This is a genomic window from Oceanobacillus sp. FSL K6-3682 (assembly GCF_037976165.1).
In the GTDB taxonomy this organism is placed as follows: domain Bacteria; phylum Bacillota; class Bacilli; order Bacillales; family Amphibacillaceae; genus Oceanobacillus; species Oceanobacillus sojae.
The window spans coordinates 848,729-870,802 of record NZ_CP150263.1 but is presented as its reverse complement, the minus strand read 5'-3'; the positions used below and the strand labels follow the sequence as shown (position 1 = coordinate 870,802).

Sequence of the window (22,074 nt, the reverse complement as noted above, 5' to 3'; positions counted from 1 at the left end):
TCGTACTCCCTCTCTATACCTAAGAATTTATTTTTCGCGCACCTTCAGATAAAATTCACTTGTATTGCCTTTTTCATATAAATTTGTCGTTGAAGTTGAATATTCTTGGATAACTGCCGGGAAGGACAAAGATTTTTCAGGAATGTTAACCTGAAAATCATTTTTATACAGCAATGTCGTTACGTCATGATAGGTTTCACTGGTTACATCAAATGAAAATGCAATCTGTTTCTTACCAGCTATTTCATCCAGCTCAACCTGTTTTCCTTCAAATATTTGTCCGTTTATCTTGATTTCCATGTATAATCTCCTCCTTAATCTAGTCCTACGTGTGGGCTGCGGCGTTCCACAAGCACAACATCCCGCCATCTGCCGTCTTCCATCTGTCCAATTTTCTCACGGTATCCGACCTTGCGGAAGCCCATCTTTTCATGCAGCTTCAGACTGCCTGTGTTTTCAGGGAAGATTTCCGATTGCAGCATCCATATCCCAGCTGCTTCACTTGCCTCAATCAATGCCTGCATAAGCTTTGTGCCAATGCCTTTCCCTACACTGTCTTTATGCAGGTAAATGCTTACCTCTGCAACTCCCTGATATGCCTCTCTGGCAGATATAGGTAATAATGATGCCCAGCCAAGGATACGTTCTCCCTCGCGGACAACCAGCCGGCATGCTTGTAAATGATCCTGATTCCAGTCTTCCCATGATTTCCAATCAGGCTCATCCATTTCAAAGGTCGCATTACGAGTTTCCATTCCATAATGATATATTTCCAAAACCTGCTTCCAATCTTCCGCTTTCATCTGATCAATGACAATTTCCATGCATTAAAGCTCCTTTTTCACGATAGATAATGATTAATATCTTACATGTTTTTCATATGAAATTCTAGTGAATAAGACAAGTTCCTTAATTATTTGCTACAATATAGAGAAAACCTGTGAAGGAAAGGAAGTGAACCGATGAAAGTTTATGTAGATGCCGATGCCTGTCCGGTCAAAGACATTATTATAGAGGAAGCAGGGAAGAAATCTATTCCTGTAGTTCTGGTAACCAGTATCTCACATTTTTCTTTAAAGGAATATCCTGATTGGGTGGAAACGATTTATGTGGACACAGGTGCGGACGCGGCAGATTACCGGATTATGAAGCTCGCCAAAAAAGAGGATATTGTGGTCACTCAGGATTATGGACTTGCTTCTCTCGCACTTGCAAAGGGCTGTTATGTACTTCATCACAAAGGATTTGCCTATACCAATGGTAATATTGACCAGCTTCTGCAATCCCGCTACCTGAGCGCCAAGGAGCGGCGAAGTGGAAAGCATTCAAAGGGTCCTAAAGCATTAACGGAAGAAGATCGGCAAAAGTTTTCGGAGCTTTTCCGCAACTATTTATCAGGTAAAAATTAAAAAAGCACTCTTACTGTTTTCTATAGCCTTTCTTTATCAGGTTGAAAACGTTAGAGTGCTTTTTAAGATTATTTTATTCATCTTCCTCAAAGGCCGCAAAATTTGTGGAGAATAAATGCTTTACAGGATCTCCTGGATCAGCGATTTTTTTCGCGTGGTTAACTGCGATTGGTCCTTCATTAAAAGCTCCGGCAATTAATCCAAGCTTATCCGGATAATACGCAATATCACCAATTGCAAATACGCCCTCCACAGAAGTCTGCATACCGGAATCTACAGCAATCATACCGTCTTTCATTTCCAATCCCCATGTAGTAATCGGCTCCAGATTAATTTGAAAGCCATGATTGACTACTAGCCGGTCAATCTGGATCTCTTTCTCATCCGTTTCATCCTCTAAATGTCCCAATATTACCTTTTCAATCTGCCCCTCTGTTCCATGCAATCCCTTTAATTCATACGGCGTCATTACATTTACACGTGAATTTTTCAGCTTCGTCACGCTGCTTTCCAATCCTTTGAACTCATTACGGCGATGGATAAGCGTTACACTTTTTGCAATGTTCTCAAGCTCCAGCGCCCAATCAACAGCGCTGTTGCCGCCGCCGGAAATAAGCACATGCATATCATGATAATCCGCCAGCTTCCGTACCGTATAATGCAAGCTTTTCTCTTCGTAATAAACCGCTTCTGGATGATCTAATTTCACAGAATGCAATGTTCCAAATCCAGTTGCCAGCATAATTGTTTTAGAATAATGGATATTTCCGTTGCTGCTTACAAGTTCAAAGTTCCCATCATCCATGCGATGCATATCAACAACCTGTTCTCCCAGAATAACCGCCGGCTCGAAGGTCATAGCCTGCTCCACCAGCTGCTCGGTTACTTCTTCTCCGGTAGCATGGGCAATACCACCAATGTCACGAATTACTTTTTCCGGGTAAAAATAAGGTACCTTCCCGCCGAGATAGGGTAGATATTCAATAATTTTTGTCTTCATTTCACGCATCCCACTATAGAAGGCAGCAAATAACCCTGCAGGTCCACCGCCAATTATCGTTACGTCATATATTTCTTCGTTCATAATTACCTGAGTCCCTTCCCTTTTTTAGTTTGTTTTCATCAGCAGATAAACAAAATAAGGTGTACTGACAATCGATACAACAATACCAACAGGTATCGTTGTCGGCGCTAAAATATTACTTCCAATCATATCAGCTGCCATTAAAATAAATGCTCCCAGCAAGGCAGAAATCGGAATCACATAATGATGCAGCGGTCCGACCAGTTTGCGGACAATATGCGGAACAACAAGTCCTAAAAAGGCAATCGCTCCGCCAGCTGCAACTGATGCTCCCGCTAATGCTACAGCAATTAGAAGCAGGATTCCCCGCTCTCTTTCAACATGTGTACCAAGACCAGACGCAACATCATCTCCTAAGTGAAAGACATTTAAGTTTCTCGCTTTATTTATTGCAATTGGAATAAGTATCAGCATCCACGGCAATAAAGCAAATACAAAATTCCAGTTCGCACTCCAAATCTCTCCAGACAGCCAAATCGTTACCTGACGATAATTTTGTGGATCCATGCGCAGCTGTAAAATTGTCAGCAGGGCACCAAACGCCGCATTTACTCCGATCCCCACTAAAACAAGACGAATCGGTGATACCCCTTTTTTCCAGGCAATGGCGTAAATTAAAATTGCTGCCGTAAAGGCCCCAATTAAAGCAATAAACGGAAGCATGTAGGTACTTAGTGCGCTGGTTGCCGGGATGACTCCTTGAAAGAAATAAAGAAATAAAACAATCGCAAAGCCTGCTCCTGAATTAATTCCTAATATTCCCGGGTCAGCAAGTCCGTTTTGTGTGATACCCTGCATAATCGTTCCTGAAACTGCCAAGCCTGCTCCAATTAATAATGCCAAAATAATTCCCGGCATCCGGAATTTAAATAACACAAGCTCCTGTCTGTCTGATCCCTGTCCCATCAGTGTTTGAACCACTTCTTTCGGCAAGATGGTAATCGCCCCCAGATTTAAACTAAGAAAGGAAAAAACAATAATCCCGATAACTAATATACTGATAATCGTCCAAAACCGGAGCCGTTTTTGTTTTTCTAATATATTCATTTTTTGTCACCCCCGCTGCCTCTGGCCAAATAGAGGAAGAATGGCACACCGATAATGGAGGTTATTGCTCCTACCGGTGTTTCGAACGGGGCGTTAATCATTCGTGCAATAAGGTCCGCATTCACAAGTAATAAAGCACCTAACACTGCTGAGGTAGGAATAATCCAGCGGTAATCTGTTCCAATAATAAAACGCGTAATATGTGGAATAATCAAACCGACAAAACCGACAGAACCTGCAACAGAAACTGCTGCACCGGTTAATATTAATACAACTACAATACCGGTAATCTTAATAAGTGTATTATTCTGTCCCAATCCCGTAGATAAATCGTCTCCCAAGCTCAAAACAGTGATGGACTTCGCAATCGACAATGCTAAAATCACCCCGGCTGCTCCAGCAATAAGAAGGATTATTACCGCATTCCATCCTGCTCCATCTAATCCGCCAGCAAGCCAAAATCCGATATCCTTCTCCAACTGAAAATGCAGTGAAAGAATGGAGGAAACTGACCGCAGTAAGGTCCCTATTGCGACTCCGGCCAGTGCCAGCTTAACAGGTGTCAATCCACTGCTTGAAAAGGATCCCACTAAAAACACCAGAGTTACAGCTATACCCGCCCCAAGAAAAGAAGCAAACATTAAGCCAACACTGGAAACCGCCGGGTAAAAGGCCAGGATAATCACAAGCATAAACGCAGCCCCATCTGTTACTCCCATAATAGACGGAGATGCGAGCGGATTACGTGTCATTCCCTGCATTACAGCTCCAGACATAGCTAAAAACGCGCCTACCAGCACAGCTGCCAAGGCACGCGGAATACGCAGCTCCCAAATAACCTGATGGGCCTGCTCTCCTTGACTGAATTTGAACACAGCCTGCCAGACAGTATGTAAATCAATCGTTGTTGCGCCATAAGAGATAGACACACCAATTGAAAAAATAACAAGGCAAATCCCTATGATATTAATTAATACCTTCGTCAACTGAGAAGAACGTGAAAACAATCTCATTTCTTGTATACTCCTATAATTTCATCATAAAATATGGTTGTAATATGATTTGGTTTTTTAGAATTAAAATTCAATAAAAACATGCTTTTAAATAACTTATTGACTTTCTAATTGAAACTGATTATCATTATCGTTAGACGTTCATTATAACATAAAAGGAGAAAAAGAGATGAACAAATTTATGCAAAAAAATTATTTATTTATGCTGATACTTACCACTCTATTACTTCTTGCTGCTTGCGGCAATAGTAATGACAATAAGTCTGATGATTCAAATACGTCTGACGATCCAGAGGAAGCATCCGAAATCACCGTCGATTCGGAAATGGGAGAAGTTACTGTTCCTGCAAATCCGGAAAAAATTCTTGCCTCTTACAATGAAGATACATTAATTGCACTAGGTGAAAAACCAGTTGCAAAATGGGCAATTGGCGAAAGTGTTCAGGACTATCTGGAAGAAGATTTAGCAGATGTAGAAACAATTGAATGGACATTACCTTTAGAGCAAGTACTTAGCATAGAGCCGGATCTTATTATTTTAGATCATACTTTAGATAACTATGAAGGTTCTTATGAAGACTATGCTGCGATTGCTCCAACATATGTATTATCCGAGGAAGAAGTAAGTGACTGGAAAGTACGTTTACAGAAAATTGGAGAAATCCTTGGAAAAGAAGAAGAAGCTGAACAGGCTTTAGCAGATTATGATGAAAAAGTGGCAACAGCGGAAGAAGAGCTGAATGATACATTAGGTGATGAATCTGTAGCAATGATGTGGGTTGTCGGCGGAAAATACTTCTTATTTGAGGAAAATCGTCACTCTGCAAACATGATTTACAATGAACTGGGTGTAGAAGTTCCTGAGCTTGTCAAGGAGCTTGGGCAAGGTGAAGAAGCCTGGAACCCGATTTCTTTAGAAAAGCTTTCTGAGATTGATGCTGATCATCTGATTATTTTAGGCTACGAAGACGATGAAGGAATCGAAGCGTTGAAAAACAGTAATGTATGGAACAATACTGATGTTGTCAAAAATGATCAGGTTTACTACATTGAAGATGAAAGTAACTGGACAAACAGTGGTTTAGTCGCTTCTGAACAGACAATTGATATGTTTGTTGATTTATTTAAGTAATTTCTTAAAAAGTGTGTCCCAAAAGAACAAAAGCTGATCCCCTCTTTTTTCAGCTTTTGTTCTTTTTTAGATTCAGCTCAATAAAATTAACTTATCTCTCCTGTTTTTCGATAAATTCAATCGGCATATCTTCAGATAATTTATTAGCTAATACTTCTAGTCGGCTCAACTTGCTATGATCTTCCACTTGTAATTCCCGATTGCTGATTATCGTAGAATACGTACTAAAATCCTTCTCACTTTCTTTAAATTCACTAAAAGTAATTTCCAGATTTTCATTTTCATTTTCAAAATTAATTACAAGTTCATCATCATTTAAATGATAAGTTCCTTCTGTGTCGATCGTCCTTACTGCATTATCATCTAAAAACTCTAATGTTACAACAACCGGATATTTATCAATATCCTCTTGAAATACCGGCGTATTAGCAACTTTAAATGTCTTCCCGGATAAACTGTTGCTGTCATTACTGCAGGCTGAAATGAAGAATACAGATAAAAATGCTATAAAAATAATCAAGCCTTTCTTCATAAGGTAATCCTCCTCCCTTAAATAAATGTAATAATCTTACTATTAAATATATTATGATACTAAACTAATAACAACATTATTTTGAATTTCACCGTATCTGCCATAAACCAAATAATTCTAAGCGCTGTAAAAAAATATATACTGCAAATGTACTCCTTACACTGCCACAGTTTGTAATACCCTGACGCAAAAATAGTAGTTCCTAAGAAAAATTAAATATTATTTGTCACCTAATTGAAAATTATTATCATTGACTATTAGTCTCCCAAGCAATAAAATGAAATTAGAAGCTAATACGCACCTTTTTTAGGTCAGGAGGCGTTTTCATTGAACTCATTAACAGCGAGTAACTTAACACTTGGGTTCGGAGACCGGATTATTATAGATGAATTGGACATTTCCATCCCTAAAGGGGAAATCACTGTTTTTATCGGCCCAAATGGCTGTGGAAAATCAACTTTACTACGTTCTTTGGCACGTTTATTAAAGCCAAAGCAGGGATCTGTTATATTAAACGGACAAAATATTGCTAAAATGCGAACCCGGGAAGTAGCACAAAACATGGCTATTCTCCCACAGGCGCCAACGAGTCCGGAAGGATTAACAGTATATGAGCTTGTTAAGCAGGGCAGACACCCTTACCGCAAAGTTATGAAGCAATGGTCCAAAGAGGATGAAGAAGCTGTACAAAAAGCGTTAGAGGATACAAATATGTCAGATTTGAAAGACCAGTCTGTCGATTCCCTGTCAGGCGGGCAGCGTCAGCGGGCATGGATAGCTTTAACGTTAGCACAGGATACAGACATAATCTTATTAGATGAGCCGACTACTTATCTTGATTTAACGCACCAAATCGATGTACTTGACCTTCTTTTTGAATTAAATGAAAAAGACGGCCGGACGATTGTTATGGTATTGCATGACTTGAATCTAGCAAGCCGTTACGCCCATCATATTATTGCAATTAAAGATAAAAAAGTATATGCGCAGGGAAAACCGGAGGATACGATTTCAGCTGACCTTGTATCTGCAGTATTCCGGATGCGGTGTAATATCGCATGTGATCCGATATTCGGGACTCCAATGTGCATTCCTCACGGACGGGGAAATTGTTTAATCAAAGATGCTGTGCAGGAAAATTCCATACTCCAGACAACACCTGAAGCTTTATAATATTTACACGGACAATGATTTCATATTCTTATATCAGAATAGGGGCTTGTCCGTTTTTTTCTTTTGGTGACAAATACCTCTTTTTCCGCTATACTGTAATCAACAAATATCGAAAGGGTGAACAAAGGGAACATGAAGTACTAATCCTGTTTTTTTAAAGAATGAATTCAAATAAAAGTATGGTTAACAGCAGAACTATCGTCCTCATCCTGCTGTGTTATTTTTCGTGCTTTTATGGAATGACTTCGGAACAGGATTAGCCTTTATCCTTTGTGGTACCCATATGGAATGAGTGAGAAATATGCCCATTTCCTTTTTTGGCGACCCCTGTTCTGAGCTGAATGCAGAGTAGGGGTTTTTGGCATTTAACCGTCTTCTCCCCTCTGTAACTCTAACAGATACGGAGATGATTTTATGACTATTTTAGAAGCACATCATATTAAACAAAGTATTAAAGACCGGGAATTGTTCTCTATAGAAAACTTAGCCGTTCATTCCAAGGACCGGATTGGTTTAGTCGGTAAAAACGGCTCAGGAAAAACAACCTTGCTCAATCTGCTTGCCGGCAAAATTCAGCCTGAACAAGGTACAATTCAAATGTATACTTCTGTAGAGTTATTGCCACAATTAAAAGAGAAACGTGATCAAAAAAGCGGCGGTGAAGTGACACAGGCTTATATCGTTGAGGCTTTGAAAAAGCAGACTGGCCTTCTCCTTGCAGACGAACCGACAACAAATCTGGATACGGCTCATATTGAATGGCTTGAGAAACAGCTGTCTCATTGGCAGGGAGCGCTTATTATTGTCTCTCATGACCGTAACTTTTTAGATAAACTATGTAATGTAATTTGGGAAATTGATGAAAAAAGTCTTCAAATTTATTCCGGCAATTATACAGCTTACCGCCGGCAAAAAGAAAAAGAAATAGAAAAGCAGCGCCTGGCTTATGAACATTACCAGCAGAAAAGACAACAGCTTGAACGCGCGATTGAGAAAAAAGAACAAAAAGCACAACGGGCAACAAAAACACCTAAAAGTAAGATTGGTTCTACCGAAGAATCTTTAAAAGGGGCTAAACCCTATTTTGCAAAAAAGCAGAAAAAGCTGCAAAAAACATCAAAGGCTTTGGAAACAAGATTAGATAATCTCGAAAAAGTGGAAAAGGTCAGAGAAGCTGCTCCACTGAAAATGACTCTTTCCAATCAAGCAAGATTGCAGCAGAAAATTATTTTACGGATAGAGGATTTAGAAGGAGCTGTTCCCGGAAAGCAATTATGGAAAAAAGCCAGTTTAAATATAAAAGGAGGAGATAAGGTCGGCATTATCGGCCCAAATGGAGCGGGAAAAACAACCTTTGTTAAAAAAATAATGCAGGGAGATGCCGGTATTACCCTGAATCCATCTGTTAAAATTGGTTATTTTAAACAAGACTTATCAACTCTGAACTCAGAAAAGTCAATTCTGGAAAATGTCAAAGAAACCTCCAAGCAGGATGAAACACTGATTCGGACAGTTTTAGCCAGACTGCATTTCTACCGGGACGATGTATTTAAGCCTGTTCACGTTCTCAGCGGCGGAGAGCAGGTCAAGGTGGTGTTTGCTAAGCTTTTTGTCAGTGATATCAATATGCTTATTCTGGATGAACCGACAAACTACCTGGATATCGAAGCGGTAGAAGCATTGGAAGGTCTGCTTCAGGCTTATGAGGGTACTGTTTTGTTCGTATCGCATGATCGGCAGTTTATCGAAAATATTGCAACAAAGGTTATTGAAATTAATCAGCAGCAGCTTACTTTTTTTGAGGGAAACATTCAACAGTTCCAGGAAGAACCAGCACAAAAAGAATCGCAAGAAGATCCAACGGAACAGCAGCTAATGATTATTGAAACGAAGATCACAGAAATATTAAGCAAGCTCAGTCTGGAGCCTTCTAATGAATTAGACCAGGAATTTCAAAAGCTTCTCCAGCAAAAGCGTATGCTTTTAAACCAGCAGAAAAAAGGATGAATACTCCCGCCTGTTCATTGCACTTAACCTAGCGCATTCCTTGAGGTTGGGAGTCCTCTCTGATAGAATAAAGCTTGATTCAGCAGGAGGTATTCCCTCCTGTTGCTAATTATCGTCATTGCAGAAAGGAACCCAAACATGCAGCTAGCAAACGATTTAACCGATAAAACAGCGATAGAATTAAATCATATCAGCTATTCGGATGATAACTTAGATATTATTAAAGATATTTCAGGGGTTCTTCCTGAAGGAAAAATCACCACATTTGTCGGACCTTCCGGCGCCGGAAAAACTACTATTTTCCGGTTGATGAACGGGCTGATTTCTCCAACTAAAGGAGAGCTTTTTCTTTTTGGTGAAAATATTCAAACCATAGAACCGACCACATTACGGCGTACAGTTGGCATCGCACTTCAGGATGCTACTATGCTGCGCGGCTCTGTTTATAAAAATCTGGCTATGCCTAAAACATTGCAAAATCAGGAATTAGAAAAGGAAGAGGCAGAGCACTTATTAACACAAGTAGGAATGGATGCTTCCTTTCTCAACCGGGATGTATCAGATTTATCCGGAGGTCAGCTCCAAAAGGTATCAATTGCACGTACACTTGTCAATCGTCCGAAGGTATTACTTCTTGACGAAATTACCTCATCCCTTGACCGTGTATCTACATCAGACATTGAGCATTTGATCCAGCATATCAATCAAGAATTTGCAGTGACCATTGCCTGGATTACGCATAATTTAGAACAGGCCTTGCATATTGGAGATTATACATGGGTCATGATGAATGGAGAGCTTATTGAATCAGGAAGTACAGATTTATTGAAAAATCCAGCTAATCCCCGTGTACAGAAATTTGTGAAGGGAGGATGGCAATGAGCCTTCTAAACTTGAGCTTATCGCTTATTTTTGTACTTATTCCTTTAATCCTTTCCAAAACATTAAATCTTGGATTAGAAAAAGATACATTTATCGCGACTATTCGTTCCATTATTCAACTCATAGCTGTCGGCTATGTCCTGACTTTTGTATTTGAATCAGGCAGTTATCTTTTTATTATCCTGATGGTTGCTCTAATGATTGGAGCAGCAACGCATAATGCACAGAAAAAAGGAGCTTCTATTAAAGGAATTATTTGGAAGCTGATTCTTACATTTATATTTATTGAGATACTGACGCAAAGTATTTTATTAGGATTTCAAATCACACCGCCAACCGCACAGTATATTATTCCAATCAGCGGAATGGTTGTCGGTAATTCGATGGTGCTCTCCATTCTTTTTCTCAATCGATTCACAGCAGAGATTCAGACGCAGAAAAAAGAAACGGAGCTTCTGCTTTCTTTAGGCGGCACCCCGAAACAGGCCATCCACCTGCCGCTAATTCATTCTATTAAAGCCAGCTTGATTCCGACAATTGAAAGCCAAAAAACAATCGGTCTTGTTCAATTGCCAGGAATGATGAGCGGACAGATTATTGCTGGAGCAGACCCAATTCAGGCCGTCCAGTTCCAGCTGTTAATTCTCTTTCTGTTACTGACAACAGCAGCCGTAACCAGTATTATGCTCGGCTTTTTATCCTATCCAACACTTTTTAATGAACGGATGCAAATGCTCAAGATTAAGATAAATGAAGAAGAATAGGTTTACAGGAAGCTCTATTTTTGCAGGCTTTCAAGCTAATCCTGCTTCTAGGCTAATTTAAAAGAATTCATTTTGAAAAGGATAATCAAAATGAATTCTTTTTTGAATCCACATCCGAAAAAATCAATCGCATACAGCACTCCTTTGTCTACTACATAATTACTTTCACGAAGGTCTGATGATTGGAGCTACAAACTTTCTATCGGACAATTTATTTCATAGAGTAAATGCTGAGAAATTAATAAAAACAATTGAAACGATTCATTGGATTTAGTTATTACAAGCATTGACTGCTTCCCGCCAATTTGACAAATAAGTTATAATTCATTATTATTTAATTAAATATATCTTAATTAAAAATATATACACTTATATTATTAATTTATAAAAGGAGGCAAAAAAATGTCTGAGAATTTATCACTAAAAACCTTTGTGATTACCATGAAAGCATCCAAAGCTTTAGAAGAAGTTACCAAACAGGATATAAAAAAACATGGTATGCGTGCATCAGACTTTGCTATTTTAGAAGCACTATACCATAAAGGCAGACAAACTATCCGTGAAATTTCTGAATCAGTATTAATCAGCACAGGCTCGATAACATACGTGATTGATAAGCTTGAAAAAAAGGAGCTTCTCATCCGGACAAATTGTCCCGACGACAGAAGAGCAGTCTATTTAGAAATCACAGATAGAGGAAAGCAAACCATGGATGATATTTTTCCAAAACATCAGCTGGTAATTGAAGAACTATTCGACGGAATTTCGGAGAGCGATAAAGAGACCGTTATCGAGGTCTTAAAGAAGGTTGGACATAAAGCAAGTAATAAAGAGTAACAGACAAGAAAGGATGAAAATCAATGAAATACATTTATGAAGAAAAAGCGGGTCCCAATGGTCCTACACTGCTTCTCCTCCATGGAACTGGCGGTACAGAAAGTGATTTATTACCTTTAGCAGGCATCATTGATCCGAATGCAAATGTCCTGAGTGCCCGCGGGAATGTATTAGAAAATGGCATGCCCCGTTTTTTCCGCCGGCTGGAGGAAGGCGTTTTTGATGAAGAAGATTTAATTAAACGCACAGAGGAATTACATGAATTTTTAAATGAAGCCAGCCAAAAACTTAGTTTTGACCGGAAACAGATTACGGCAATCGGCTATTCAAACGGTGCTAATATTGCCGGGAGTCTTTTATTCCATTATAAAGATTCCTTACAAAAAGCAATCCTGCATCATCCGATGGTTCCCAGAAAAGGGATTGACCTTCCGGATTTAACTGGAACAAAAGTATTTATTGCCGCTGGTGATAACGATCCGATGTGTCCTCCGGAAGAAGCAGAGGAATTACAGCGATTGTTGACAAACGGCGGGGCTGATGTCGATCTTCACTGGGAGAGTAACGGTCATCAACTGACAATGAGTGAGATTAAAGCAGCTGCAAGCTGGTACGCGAATTAAAAAGAAGGAGAGTTTGTTCTCCTTCTTTTTAATTTCTTATAATAATATAGATTGTATACAATACATAGATGAGGGCTAATATAATTCCTTCTCTTCTCCCAATTCGGAAACTTGTCCGCGAAAAAATTAACAAAAGTATCGTCAATACTATCATTATCCAGATATCTGTGAAGATCACAGGATTGATGGCTAAAGGAGAAATCAGAGATGCTGCGCCAAGAACAAATAAGATATTAAAAATCCCGCTGCCAACAACATTTCCTAAGGCAATTTCACTTTCATTCTTTAGTGCTGCTGAGATAGAGGTAACTAATTCAGGTAATGAGGTTCCTATTGCAACAATAGTCAAACCAACTAAAGCTTCACTCATTCCCCATGACAAAGCAATTTCCGTAGCATTAGACACAACAAATTGCCCCCCAAGAATAATTGCTGCCAATCCGAGCAGAGTAATAAAGGTACTCTTTCCCCACTTTACATTTGAATCTTTAATGGCTTTGGTTTCTTTTCTGCTTTTCAAACCGACCTCAATAATGTAATACATAAAAATCGCTAGAAACAGAAAGAAAATGATTCCATCACTTCTGCTGAGGATATTTTCTGTCGATCCCTGAAGCAGTACATCACTCCCTAGTGCAAACAAAGCTACTGCCGCCAATAATGCAAAAGGAATCTGTTTGACAATCATTTCATTTTGAACCTGAAGCGGGTAAATAGCTGCTGCCAATCCAACAACCAGTGTAATATTAAAGATATTGCTTCCAACTACGTTTCCTACTGCTACATCGGCTGTTCCCTGGACAGCCGCAATAATACTCACCGTTGCTTCTGGCGCACTTGTCCCTAAGGCTACAATCGTTAATCCAATTAAAATCGGCGGAACACGCAAAAGCTGTGCAATATTGGAGGAACCATCCACAAACCAGTCTGCTCCTTTCACTAACAATGAAAATCCGATAATTAATAAGACATATTCCATGAGTCTACTCCCCATCTCTCCCTGCATTTGTGTTTTTTATTCTACCGTAATTGTATTTTCCTATCCACTATTTTCATGTAGATATTTCTTACTTTGCTGAACCCAATATAAAAATTTGATTTCCTGCAGGGTCCTTTACCATTCCTTCATCAACTGAATAGCCTAAAGCTTTCAGTCTTTCCATTGCTTTGTCTGCCTCTTCTTTAACAGGATATACTATTGTAAAAAACTTCAATCCGACTTCATTTTGATCTGGTACCGGCGCCCCTTCTCCATTCCACGTATTTATTGCAATATGATGATGATAACCGCTATCAGATAAAAAGGAAGCTCCAGGATAAACGGTTACTTCTTGAAAGCCTAATCCTTCTACATAGAACTCCTTTGCTTTTGACAAATCATTCACATGTAAATGAATATGTCCAATAAGGGTTTCTTCAGGCATGCCATTCCACTCCTCTGTTGCTAGTTCGAGAAGTCCATCTGCATCAAGCGGTTCTGTGCTCATTTGTACAGATTCTTCTGACCAGCTCCAGCTTTCAGATAATCGGTCTCTCGCTACTTCAATCCCATTTCCATCCGGATCTGAGAAATAGAGTGCTTCACTGACTAAGTGATCAGAAGCACCTAATTGCAGCGTATATCTTCTCCCCTCCTGCAAAAGATATTTTAAAAATACTGCCAGGTCTTTTCGTTCCGGCAAAAGAATAGCAAAATGATAGAGCCCTGTTGTTCTTCTTTGTTTTGACACAACTCCTTCAGGCTGCTCCAGAGTAATTAAAGCCTTCTTGCTGTCTGCCGAAAGTACTGCTTTATTATCTGTTTTCCGCATTATTCTAAAGCCCAAAAAATCTTGATAAAATTGAATAGAACGTTGTAAATCTGTTACCTGTATAGTTATATCTGATACGTATATTGTCTGTTCGTCAAAAAATTTCTTTTCCATTTATAATAGTCACCTTTCCGGTTTTATATTTCACTAAAAATAATAAACTTACTTTATGTAACTAATTATAAATGAGTGAAGTCCAGCGGTCAAAAATGTTTTCTCGTTCAGATTATTTAACTTCTGTTTAAATTAATAACTCAACTTTCGCACCTGAGAATAAGCGTCTATACCTTCCTATTCCATTATGAACATGTTCTTCATTATCCTGCTTGCATGTTGTTAAATCATCCTTCTATTGAAATGAAAATTGGATGAAATTGCTGCAATAGCAATTCATATTGTGGAGATTTGACCAATGACGAGAAAAACAATAAACACGACTACTATTTACACTATAAATAGTATAAAACGATTGTTTTCCAATTCAAATACTGATATGATAAGCGTTGCATGACGTGGTTCGTAACCATCCCACGCTAAAAAACTAGGAGGAAAACAAAATATGAATATAAAAACACTTGTGGTTAACGGGATTATCGCAGCGCTATATGTTGCTCTATCCTTGCTGGTCTCTCCCGTTGCATTCGGAGCGATTCAATTTCGAATATCAGAGATGTTTAACCATTTAATTATCTTTGATAAACGTTACTTTTTCGGAATTACAATTGGTGTATTTGCATCTAATTTATTTTCAATGGCAGGCGGGCTCGATCTCTTATTCGGGACAGCACATACTGCTATATCGTTAGGAATTATTATTTTCTTAAAGAAATATATTAAAAATACACTCACACTGTTATTCCTGAATACATTGATTTTCAGCTTTAATATGTTTATTATCGCTTTTATGCTAAAGATTGCTTTAAACTTACCATTCCTGCTTACATGGCTTACAACAGGAGCCAGTGAATTAATTGTATTGCTGATTGGTATCCCGATTTTCTATACTTTATATAAACGGATACATTTTGATAAAATAATATAGAATCGAGAATAAGACGGTGGATCATCCATCGTCTTTTTAATAATTGAAATCCAGATAACCCTTTTTAACTATACTAATGAGTATAATCAGATCACCTCTTTATAAATATCATTTTTTGTAAATTATCATTTTGAAGGGAAGGATTAATATGATTATCAGAAATCAGGACGAGCATTTTATTTTTATAGCACAGCCAGACCATGCTCTTTTATCAGGAGAATTTTTAAAACATCTGGACTCCAGTTATTTGGAGCATGCTCCTTACAAAGATTCTGTTATTTATGCTGCTTATCAGCACGACTGTGGCTGGAAAGCATTTGACAAGCAGCCCTTTTGGAATGATCAGGCTAATCAGCCTTATTCATTTATTGATTTTCCAACCATTCCAAAAACCGTATTATACACGCAGGGTATTGAACAGGTTCAGGAGAAGGATAGCTACGCTGCTTTACTTTGCAGTGAACATTATAAACGTTTCCTGATAAAATCCTCTCTCCCTGAAGCGGAAGCATTTGTTCAACAGGAAGCAAAGCGTCAGGAATGGTTAATCAGTACCATGAAGGATTTTGATAAGCAAAGCTTTGAAGCTGACTATACACTGTTACAGTTTTCCGATAACTTGTCCCTGTTTGTTTGCATGAACGAGGCCGGAGCAGAGGATAAAGACCTGCATCCTTTTTTCAAAGAAGGGTTATCCTTATCAAACAGTGCTTCTAAATTACCATCTGACTATTCCATTGGCTGGACAGGCAGAGATGCCATTGCTATAGATCCTTTTCCGTTTTCATCAGATTTCTCTGTCACTTTAACATACAAGTGTGTTCAAAAAGCAGCAATTCAACAGCAAGGATTAATTGCTGCTTATGAGCATGCTCCAATTTTAGCAGAAACAATTTGGATAAATGCCCGTAATTAATCACTTTTTTACGGAAATAAGGCCGGGAGTGCTCCTGACCTTATTTCCTGCCAAATCAAAAAGGACCAGACACATCTGGCCCCTTAAAGTCAAGCCTAAGTGTAAGTTCACTCTCCCCAAACATAAGGTGTTTCCTGATACACATAATAATTCAACCAATTGGAAAATAGTAAGCTGCAATGACTCTTCCAGCGATGCTTTGGAAGTTTGTCCGGATCATTATTTGGATAATAGTTTTCTGGTAATGCTGTGTCAACACCGCGGGCATGATCTCTTTCATATTCTTCTTTTAACGTTGTCGCCGTGTATTCTAAATGACCTGTTGCCATAATATGCTTCCCATCCTTAGATGCAAGTAAAAACACCCCTGCATCATCGGACACAGCTAATAGTTGCAAGTCAGGATGATTATCAATTTCTTCCAAAGATACTGTGGTATAGCGCGAATGCGGTGCTAAGAATATTTCATCAAATCCTCTTACCAGACGTTCTTTCGGTGCTAATACCTCATGTTCAAAAACTCCAAAACATTTTTGCGGGAGGGCATGCTTATCAATGCCATAATGATGATATAAAGCTGCCTGCGCTCCCCAGCAAATATGAAGTGTAGATGTAACATGATCATTCGTCCACTCCATAATTTCTTGCAGTTCCTCCCAATAATCAACATCTGTAAAGGAAAGATGCTCTACCGGGGACCCTGTAATAATCATACCGTCAAATGTTTTATCCCGAACCTCTTCAAAGGTCTTATAAAATGTATCCAGGTGGTTCTGACTTGTTGTTTTTGATTCATGTGAAGCCATTCGCAAAAAAGAAATACGCACTTGTAATGGGGTATTCCCAAGGTATCTTAACAATTGCGTTTCAGTCTTTTGTTTTTCAGGCATCAAATTGAGGATAAGAATACTCAGCGGACGAATTTCCTGTGAATCCGCGCGCTGTTCATCCATCACAAAGATATTTTCCTCTTCTAAAATCTCTTTTGCTGGCAGCTCTCTTGGAATTTTAATCGGCATTGTCTGACCTCCATCCACTTTTCTGCTTTATTAATTTCAAACGATCTTTTTTGAAAGATATGCTTTTCTCCCAAATTATTAGTCTATTTCTTATTGTAAAGGCTTGCTGAAAAAGTTCAACCCTTCTTTTCAGCAAAATAAGCAAATATTTATTCTAATCTTGGATGAAGAATCTGCACCTGACGCATACTTTTTAAAATTAATAGCAGCTGCTCGGCCATGTAATTCGTACTATAGCTAAAATTATTTTCCGCCCATTCAAATATCATACCAATAATTGCATTCACAAAGAAGCTAGCCTGCAAAGCCTGATTCGGCTGATTTGCTTCCTTTTTTATTTTCGTTAAATCATGAATGGTTAAGTTCTTTAATACCTTGAAAATCTTTGTCTGAAAATAAGTCAGTTTATCTGTCCGCAGCATTAATGCATAAAAGCCTTGAAATTTTTCCACATGTTCAAAAATTTTAACCGTGGAAGCGGTAAGTTTATCCAGATTGAATATACGCTTCTCTTTATAAGGCATACGATAGGATTGAATTAAATCTTCTATAATATCCTCTGTTAACTCTAATAAGATATCTGTTTGTGATTTATAATGCTTATAAAAAGTTCCTCTATTCAAATCTGCACGTTCCACGATATCTGTTACCGTAATTTTATTAAACTCCTTTTCCTCTATTAATTGAATAAGCGCATTTCGCATCGCTTTTTTTGACTTGCTAATTCGTCGATCTTCAGAATTTAACATGGATAGATTACCCCCAAATTTAGTAATTAGACAAATACATATGGAAGTGTTGATAAACATACATTTTAATCATTTTTTGTATATTGTTAACAAGATATCCCTATTATAAGATGGATAGGAAACAGATACAATTTTTTGCAGGAGGGGTAAAAATGAAATTAAAAGACAAAGTAGCCATTGTAACCGGAGCAGCTTCCGGTATGGGGAAAGCGATTGCAGAATTATATGGCAGGGAAGGCTGTAAAGTGATTGCTGCAGATTTGAACCTGCAAGGGGCAGAAGAAACCGTTCAATCCATTACAAATAATAGAGGTACAGCCAAAGCAATTAAAGTAAACATCGCTGAACTGGAAGACATCGAAAATATGATTGATGCAGCAGTCTCTGAATTCGGAACGCTTGATATCTTAGTGAACAACGCTGGTATTATGGATGGTATGGAAGCAGCCGGCGATATTGATGATAAAAAATGGGATCTAATTTTTGATGTAAATACGAAAGGAGTTATGCGTGCCATTCGCAAAGCAATTCCTATTTTCCTTGAAAAAGGGAAAGGCAACATTATTAACACCGCTTCTACAGGAGGATTAAATGGGGCTCATGCTGGTGCTGCATATGTCGCATCAAAGCATGCTGTTGTAGGCTTAACGAAAAATACAGGCTTTATGTATGCGAAGGAAGGTATTCGCTGCAATGCAATTGCTCCAGGCGGTGTAGCAACAAATATTACTTCCTCTGTATCCGATTTTAATCAATTTGGAGCGAGCCGGACACAGTTAGCGCAGGCCATGATGCCTAGAGTCGGACAACCAGAAGAAATTGCACAGGTAGCGTTATTCTTAGCTTCAGATGAATCCAGCTTTGTCAATGGAACTGTTATTACTGCAGATGCCGGCTGGACAGCAGCTTTTTAGTTTGTACTTTTACGGATTCAGATATCCTTTCTGCATCCGTTTTTATTTTGATCAGAAACACAGCCTTCTTACAAATAGTACCCCTCTGCTTCCGTTAAACTGCTCTCATCTCCCCATTGATAATTCCCTGCTCATTTTCATTTCTTAAGACGGAATGATTCTGACGGAAATTGATAAAAAATCCTTTTTTGATACGGTTAATTTCATCTGGATTGGCAATGCTAATAAGAAGAAATTTATGAAGGAAATGAGGCTCAACACATGTCTGAAAAAGAAAAATCCACCAGTCAAACAAATATTGAAAATGATAATACTTTAACCACCCGTCAAGGTCATCCCGTAACTAACAACCAAAATATCCGTACCGTCAGCAACCGTGGCCCTGCTACATTGGAGAATTATGATTTTATTGAAAAAATAAGTCATTTTGATCGTGAGAAAATCCCAGAACGTATTGTGCATGCACGCGGTGCCGGAGCACATGGCTATTTTGAAACCTATGGAACAGTTGGTAATGACCCTGTTTCCAAGTACACAAGAGCAAAGGTTTTCCAGGATAAAGGGAAGCAGACACCTGTATTTGTCCGTTTCTCAACAGTAGTTCATGGAAACCATTCTCCGGAGACAGTACGTGACCCGCGCGGTTTTGCTGTTAAATTTTACACAGAGGATGGCAACTGGGATCTGGTCGGCAATAACATCAAAATTTTCTTTATCCGTGATGCAATGAAGTTTCCTGATATGATTCATGCTTTCCGTCCGGATCCAGTAACAAATATTCAAGATTCCGAGCGCTTCTTTGATTTTTGCTCCAGCTCTCCCGAGTCCTTTCATATGGTAACCTTTATCTACTCACCATGGGGGATTCCTGCAAACTATCGGATGATGCAGGGGTCAGGCGTAAACACCTATAAATGGGTCAATCAGGATGGAGAAGCTGTTCTCGTGAAATACCATTGGGAACCAAAGCAGGGGATTAAAAATTTAACCACCAAAGAAGCTGCTGAAATCCAGGGTGAGAATTTTAATCATGCTACCCAGGATCTATATGATGCGATTGAAAAAGGCGATTATCCAGAATGGGAGCTGCTGGTACAAATTATGTCAGACGACGATCATCCAGAGCTTGATTTCGACCCGTTAGATGACACAAAATTATGGCCGGAGGATAAATTCCCATGGCTTCCGGTAGGAAAAATGGTACTTAATAAAAATCCGGAAAATTATTTCACTGAAGTTGAACAGGCATCATTCGGAACCGGTGTATTAGTTGACGGGCTGGACTTTTCCGATGACAAAATGCTTCAGGGGCGTACTTTTTCTTACTCCGATACACAGCGCTACCGTGTTGGAGCTAACTATTTGCAGGTTCCGATTAATGCAGCCAAAAAACGGGTTGCTACCAATCAGGAAGGTGGACAGTTACGTCAGCAAAACGACAAAGCTCCCGGTCAAAATCCACATGTTAATTACGAGCCGTCCGTGCTTGGCGGACTGGAGGAAGCGAAACAAACTGGCAAGGAATATACACCTTTTGTAGAGGGCAACCTTGTACGTGAATCCATTGACCGCAATGATAATACAAAGCAGGCAGGAGAAACCTTCCGTCAATTTGATGATTGGGAAAAAGATGAATTATTGTCTAATATGATTGGAGATTTATCAACCTGCGACAAGCGGATTCAGGATAAAATGATTGCACTTGCAGAAGAAGCTGACGAAGAGTATGGACGTCGTCTGAGAGAAGGTTTAAAGCAAGCGAAAAAACATGGCACCAGTCAGAATCCATTAGGTGCATCAGATGCGGAACAGGCTCCAAAGCACGCTGAAGAGCTTGGACATGACGCAGATCCTTATTAATATAAAAAATGGTACCTCAAGGTTAAGCTTTGAGGCACCATTTTAATTATTTATCTTCCTGTAAAAACGGATGAACGATTTTCTTATATGCTTCATACTTCATTTTCCATGATTCCTTTGGAAAACCCACTGGTCTTCCTGTCAGAGCTGCCTCAAACATATCTAAACAGATATGCCAGCCGGCTAAATCCTTAGGAACATGGTCATTGAGCACTGGAATATATTCTTTTAATACTAAAACACATGCATCCCCGGCCTGCTCCAGTTCAAACCGGACAGAGCCTTCTCCCCATTCAAATTGCCAATAGGTTTGCGGCTGAAAATCTAAAATAGCAATCTCAAAGGAATTTCCTGTTCCATCATTCATATTAAATTTCATTTTCCTACTTTTTCTCAGGTCTACCACTTCTAAATTGGGCATCCATTGCTGCAGTTTATCATTTTTTATTAATGTGCCCCATACTTCGTCAACAGAGCTATTAAAATTACGTGCAAAAGTTGCTATATAGCCATTTTCTGTTTTTTCTACCGCTGCCAGCATATATTGTTTTCCTCCAATAATAAGAATTGTTTGATTCCATTTATCTTTATCATATATTAATAATATATACTTTTCTAAGCCGATAACGACATTCTAAGTCTGCTTTATCAAGAGTTACCAATTATAAATGATTCCGCTGGATAGTAATTTATTATTTTGCAGAGCTGTTTTGCCATATAACCAGGAGATTGCTCAAAATCCTTTTTAATCCAATCCAGAATAATACCTAGAATTCCATAGGCATAGAATGAGGTATACATATTGTTATCCAATCCATCATGGTATGGGGTAATTAAGTTAATTTCATTCTCAAAAAATTGGGTAATGGATTGCAGAAAAACTTCATAAAATCCCGGTATGGCTTCGAATTCTCTCCAAAGTGCATAAAAATGCTTATTTTCGATAATATAATTAAAAATAACAACTTCTGAAGGAGCTAAGTCGTTTAAATGGATATAATTATTCTTCTTATAAGGAACTTTAAAGGCTTGAATCAGTCCGTTTGTCTGATCCGTAATAATTTCCTTGACTAAATCCGCCTTTTGATTATAGTGCCGGTAAAAAGTAGCGGGATTATAATCAGCGTGCTCCACAATATCCGTAACCGTTATTTGCCCATAGTCTTTTTTATGCATTAATTCAAGAAGCGCATATTTTAATAATTTTTTTGTTCTCCTCACCCGTCTATCCAATATTATATTCTTGGTAACCACTCAAAT

At 38.7% G+C, this 22,074-nt stretch carries 24 protein-coding genes and 1 riboswitch; of the genes, 12 read left to right on the top strand and 12 right to left on the bottom strand.

Features of this window, described 5'->3' with window-relative positions:
• Positions 1–27: 27 nt before the first annotated feature.
• Together MHH51_RS04445 and MHH51_RS04440 are read right to left on the bottom strand one after the other, a co-directional pair.
• Positions 28–300, bottom strand: coding sequence for a DUF3219 family protein (locus MHH51_RS04445; protein ID WP_147210835.1), 273 nt, complete (start codon positions 298–300; stop codon positions 28–30).
• A gap of 14 nt (positions 301–314) precedes the next feature.
• Complete coding sequence (locus MHH51_RS04440) at positions 315–824, bottom strand: GNAT family N-acetyltransferase (protein WP_147210834.1); 510 nt, start codon at positions 822–824, stop codon at positions 315–317.
• Positions 825–962: 138 nt separating this feature from the next.
• Between MHH51_RS04440 and MHH51_RS04435 the strand changes: the two genes are divergently transcribed.
• A complete protein-coding gene (locus MHH51_RS04435; RefSeq protein WP_339284700.1) occupies positions 963–1,409 on the top strand; it encodes a YaiI/YqxD family protein in 447 nt (148 codons plus the stop codon).
• A gap of 73 nt (positions 1,410–1,482) precedes the next feature.
• Here MHH51_RS04435 and MHH51_RS04430 read toward each other — a convergent pair whose 3' ends face one another.
• From MHH51_RS04430 to MHH51_RS04420, 3 genes are read right to left on the bottom strand one after another with little or no spacing between them, the layout of a single operon-like run.
• The gene (locus tag MHH51_RS04430) at positions 1,483–2,493 is read right to left on the bottom strand and encodes an NAD(P)/FAD-dependent oxidoreductase (RefSeq protein ID WP_339284699.1); all 1,011 of its coding nucleotides are present in this window, start codon (positions 2,491–2,493) and stop codon (positions 1,483–1,485) included.
• A 24-nt stretch (positions 2,494–2,517) separates the two neighbouring features.
• Positions 2,518–3,540 (bottom strand): iron ABC transporter permease, encoded by a 1,023-nt coding sequence (locus MHH51_RS04425; protein ID WP_339284697.1) that lies wholly within the window; start codon positions 3,538–3,540, stop codon positions 2,518–2,520.
• Positions 3,537–4,553 (bottom strand): iron ABC transporter permease, encoded by a 1,017-nt coding sequence (locus tag MHH51_RS04420; protein ID WP_339284696.1) that lies wholly within the window; start codon positions 4,551–4,553, stop codon positions 3,537–3,539. Before MHH51_RS04420 ends, MHH51_RS04425 begins: the two co-directional genes overlap by 4 nt.
• A 169-nt stretch (positions 4,554–4,722) precedes the next feature.
• On the opposite strand from MHH51_RS04420, the gene MHH51_RS04415 reads away from it, so the two are divergent.
• Entirely contained in the window at positions 4,723–5,685 is a 963-nt protein-coding gene (locus MHH51_RS04415; protein WP_339284695.1) for an iron-hydroxamate ABC transporter substrate-binding protein, read from the top strand.
• A 91-nt stretch (positions 5,686–5,776) separates the two neighbouring features.
• On the opposite strand, the gene MHH51_RS04410 is transcribed toward MHH51_RS04415, so the two are convergent.
• Positions 5,777–6,217, bottom strand: coding sequence for a hypothetical protein (locus MHH51_RS04410; protein WP_339284694.1), 441 nt, complete (start codon positions 6,215–6,217; stop codon positions 5,777–5,779).
• Between the two features lie 327 nt (positions 6,218–6,544).
• On the opposite strand from MHH51_RS04410, the gene MHH51_RS04405 reads away from it, so the two are divergent.
• The 6 genes from MHH51_RS04405 (at position 6,545) to MHH51_RS04380 (ending at position 12,503) form a co-directional block, all read left to right on the top strand.
• Complete coding sequence (locus MHH51_RS04405; RefSeq protein WP_147210827.1) at positions 6,545–7,390, top strand: ABC transporter ATP-binding protein; 846 nt, start codon at positions 6,545–6,547, stop codon at positions 7,388–7,390.
• 414 nt (positions 7,391–7,804) lie between these two features.
• The gene (gene abc-f / locus MHH51_RS04400) at positions 7,805–9,397 is read left to right on the top strand and encodes an ABC-F type ribosomal protection protein (protein ID WP_339284693.1); all 1,593 of its coding nucleotides are present in this window, start codon (positions 7,805–7,807) and stop codon (positions 9,395–9,397) included.
• 138 nt (positions 9,398–9,535) lie between these two features.
• Positions 9,536–10,279: a phosphate ABC transporter ATP-binding protein gene (locus tag MHH51_RS04395; RefSeq protein WP_339284691.1), complete on the top strand. Its 744-nt coding sequence runs from the start codon at positions 9,536–9,538 to the stop codon at positions 10,277–10,279.
• Positions 10,276–11,043, top strand: a complete 768-nt coding sequence (fetB, locus tag MHH51_RS04390; protein WP_339284690.1) for an iron export ABC transporter permease subunit FetB — start codon at positions 10,276–10,278, stop codon at positions 11,041–11,043. Before MHH51_RS04395 ends, fetB begins: the two co-directional genes overlap by 4 nt.
• A 402-nt stretch (positions 11,044–11,445) precedes the next feature.
• Positions 11,446–11,880, top strand: coding sequence for a MarR family transcriptional regulator (locus MHH51_RS04385; RefSeq protein ID WP_339284688.1), 435 nt, complete (start codon positions 11,446–11,448; stop codon positions 11,878–11,880).
• A 23-nt stretch (positions 11,881–11,903) separates the two neighbouring features.
• Positions 11,904–12,503, top strand: a complete 600-nt coding sequence (locus tag MHH51_RS04380) for an alpha/beta hydrolase (RefSeq protein ID WP_339284687.1) — start codon at positions 11,904–11,906, stop codon at positions 12,501–12,503.
• A gap of 28 nt (positions 12,504–12,531) precedes the next feature.
• Here the strand turns inward: MHH51_RS04380 and MHH51_RS04375 are convergent, their stop codons facing one another.
• Positions 12,532–13,482, bottom strand: a complete 951-nt coding sequence (locus tag MHH51_RS04375) for a calcium/sodium antiporter (RefSeq protein WP_339284685.1) — start codon at positions 13,480–13,482, stop codon at positions 12,532–12,534.
• An 88-nt stretch (positions 13,483–13,570) separates the two neighbouring features.
• Positions 13,571–14,428: a VOC family protein gene (locus MHH51_RS04370; protein WP_339284684.1), complete on the bottom strand. Its 858-nt coding sequence runs from the start codon at positions 14,426–14,428 to the stop codon at positions 13,571–13,573.
• A gap of 392 nt (positions 14,429–14,820) precedes the next feature.
• Positions 14,821–14,865: riboswitch (PreQ1 riboswitch) on the top strand.
• 8 nt (positions 14,866–14,873) lie between these two features.
• On the opposite strand from MHH51_RS04370, the gene MHH51_RS04365 reads away from it, so the two are divergent.
• Positions 14,874–15,356 carry a QueT transporter family protein gene (locus MHH51_RS04365; protein ID WP_147210819.1) on the top strand — a complete coding sequence of 161 codons (483 nt, stop codon included), beginning with the start codon at positions 14,874–14,876 and terminating at the stop codon, positions 15,354–15,356.
• A 148-nt stretch (positions 15,357–15,504) separates the two neighbouring features.
• Positions 15,505–16,272 (top strand): DUF3891 family protein, encoded by a 768-nt coding sequence (locus MHH51_RS04360; protein WP_339284682.1) that lies wholly within the window; start codon positions 15,505–15,507, stop codon positions 16,270–16,272.
• 107 nt (positions 16,273–16,379) lie between these two features.
• Here the strand turns inward: MHH51_RS04360 and metA are convergent, their stop codons facing one another.
• Positions 16,380–17,291 carry a homoserine O-succinyltransferase gene (metA, locus tag MHH51_RS04355; RefSeq protein ID WP_147210817.1) on the bottom strand — a complete coding sequence of 304 codons (912 nt, stop codon included), beginning with the start codon at positions 17,289–17,291 and terminating at the stop codon, positions 16,380–16,382.
• 149 nt (positions 17,292–17,440) lie between these two features.
• Complete coding sequence (locus MHH51_RS04350) at positions 17,441–18,040, bottom strand: TetR/AcrR family transcriptional regulator (RefSeq protein WP_339284679.1); 600 nt, start codon at positions 18,038–18,040, stop codon at positions 17,441–17,443.
• Positions 18,041–18,192: 152 nt separating this feature from the next.
• Here MHH51_RS04350 and MHH51_RS04345 point away from each other — a divergent pair, with 152 nt between their 5' ends.
• Both MHH51_RS04345 and MHH51_RS04340 read left to right on the top strand, forming a co-directional pair.
• On the top strand, positions 18,193–18,954 hold the full coding sequence (locus MHH51_RS04345) for an SDR family oxidoreductase (RefSeq protein ID WP_339284677.1): 762 nt from the start codon (positions 18,193–18,195) through the stop codon (positions 18,952–18,954).
• Between the two features lie 261 nt (positions 18,955–19,215).
• Positions 19,216–20,814 (top strand): catalase, encoded by a 1,599-nt coding sequence (locus MHH51_RS04340; RefSeq protein ID WP_147210814.1) that lies wholly within the window; start codon positions 19,216–19,218, stop codon positions 20,812–20,814.
• Between the two features lie 46 nt (positions 20,815–20,860).
• On the opposite strand, the gene MHH51_RS04335 is transcribed toward MHH51_RS04340, so the two are convergent.
• Together MHH51_RS04335 and MHH51_RS04330 are read right to left on the bottom strand one after the other, a co-directional pair.
• The gene (locus MHH51_RS04335) at positions 20,861–21,355 is read right to left on the bottom strand and encodes an SRPBCC family protein (RefSeq protein ID WP_339284676.1); all 495 of its coding nucleotides are present in this window, start codon (positions 21,353–21,355) and stop codon (positions 20,861–20,863) included.
• Between the two features lie 107 nt (positions 21,356–21,462).
• Complete coding sequence (locus tag MHH51_RS04330; protein ID WP_339284675.1) at positions 21,463–22,068, bottom strand: TetR/AcrR family transcriptional regulator; 606 nt, start codon at positions 22,066–22,068, stop codon at positions 21,463–21,465.
• Positions 22,069–22,074 lie beyond the last annotated feature (6 nt).

Coding starts and splice junctions, on each gene's coding strand:
- MHH51_RS04385 (WP_339284688.1), top strand. CDS start 11,446: ATGTCTGAGAATTTATCACTAAAAACCTTTGTGATTACCATGAAAGCA.
- MHH51_RS04365 (WP_147210819.1), top strand. CDS start 14,874: ATGAATATAAAAACACTTGTGGTTAACGGGATTATCGCAGCGCTATAT.
- MHH51_RS04340 (WP_147210814.1), top strand. CDS start 19,216: ATGTCTGAAAAAGAAAAATCCACCAGTCAAACAAATATTGAAAATGAT.
- fetB (WP_339284690.1), top strand. CDS start 10,276: ATGAGCCTTCTAAACTTGAGCTTATCGCTTATTTTTGTACTTATTCCT.
- MHH51_RS04380 (WP_339284687.1), top strand. CDS start 11,904: ATGAAATACATTTATGAAGAAAAAGCGGGTCCCAATGGTCCTACACTG.
- MHH51_RS04345 (WP_339284677.1), top strand. CDS start 18,193: ATGAAATTAAAAGACAAAGTAGCCATTGTAACCGGAGCAGCTTCCGGT.
- MHH51_RS04360 (WP_339284682.1), top strand. CDS start 15,505: ATGATTATCAGAAATCAGGACGAGCATTTTATTTTTATAGCACAGCCA.
- MHH51_RS04350 (WP_339284679.1), bottom strand. CDS start 18,040: ATGTTAAATTCTGAAGATCGACGAATTAGCAAGTCAAAAAAAGCGATG.
- MHH51_RS04395 (WP_339284691.1), top strand. CDS start 9,536: ATGCAGCTAGCAAACGATTTAACCGATAAAACAGCGATAGAATTAAAT.
- MHH51_RS04415 (WP_339284695.1), top strand. CDS start 4,723: ATGAACAAATTTATGCAAAAAAATTATTTATTTATGCTGATACTTACC.
- MHH51_RS04420 (WP_339284696.1), bottom strand. CDS start 4,553: ATGAGATTGTTTTCACGTTCTTCTCAGTTGACGAAGGTATTAATTAAT.
- MHH51_RS04425 (WP_339284697.1), bottom strand. CDS start 3,540: ATGAATATATTAGAAAAACAAAAACGGCTCCGGTTTTGGACGATTATC.
- MHH51_RS04375 (WP_339284685.1), bottom strand. CDS start 13,482: ATGGAATATGTCTTATTAATTATCGGATTTTCATTGTTAGTGAAAGGA.
- MHH51_RS04335 (WP_339284676.1), bottom strand. CDS start 21,355: ATGCTGGCAGCGGTAGAAAAAACAGAAAATGGCTATATAGCAACTTTT.
- metA (WP_147210817.1), bottom strand. CDS start 17,291: ATGCCGATTAAAATTCCAAGAGAGCTGCCAGCAAAAGAGATTTTAGAA.
- MHH51_RS04440 (WP_147210834.1), bottom strand. CDS start 824: ATGGAAATTGTCATTGATCAGATGAAAGCGGAAGATTGGAAGCAGGTT.
- MHH51_RS04435 (WP_339284700.1), top strand. CDS start 963: ATGAAAGTTTATGTAGATGCCGATGCCTGTCCGGTCAAAGACATTATT.
- MHH51_RS04445 (WP_147210835.1), bottom strand. CDS start 300: ATGGAAATCAAGATAAACGGACAAATATTTGAAGGAAAACAGGTTGAG.
- MHH51_RS04410 (WP_339284694.1), bottom strand. CDS start 6,217: ATGAAGAAAGGCTTGATTATTTTTATAGCATTTTTATCTGTATTCTTC.
- abc-f (WP_339284693.1), top strand. CDS start 7,805: ATGACTATTTTAGAAGCACATCATATTAAACAAAGTATTAAAGACCGG.
- MHH51_RS04370 (WP_339284684.1), bottom strand. CDS start 14,428: ATGGAAAAGAAATTTTTTGACGAACAGACAATATACGTATCAGATATA.
- MHH51_RS04430 (WP_339284699.1), bottom strand. CDS start 2,493: ATGAACGAAGAAATATATGACGTAACGATAATTGGCGGTGGACCTGCA.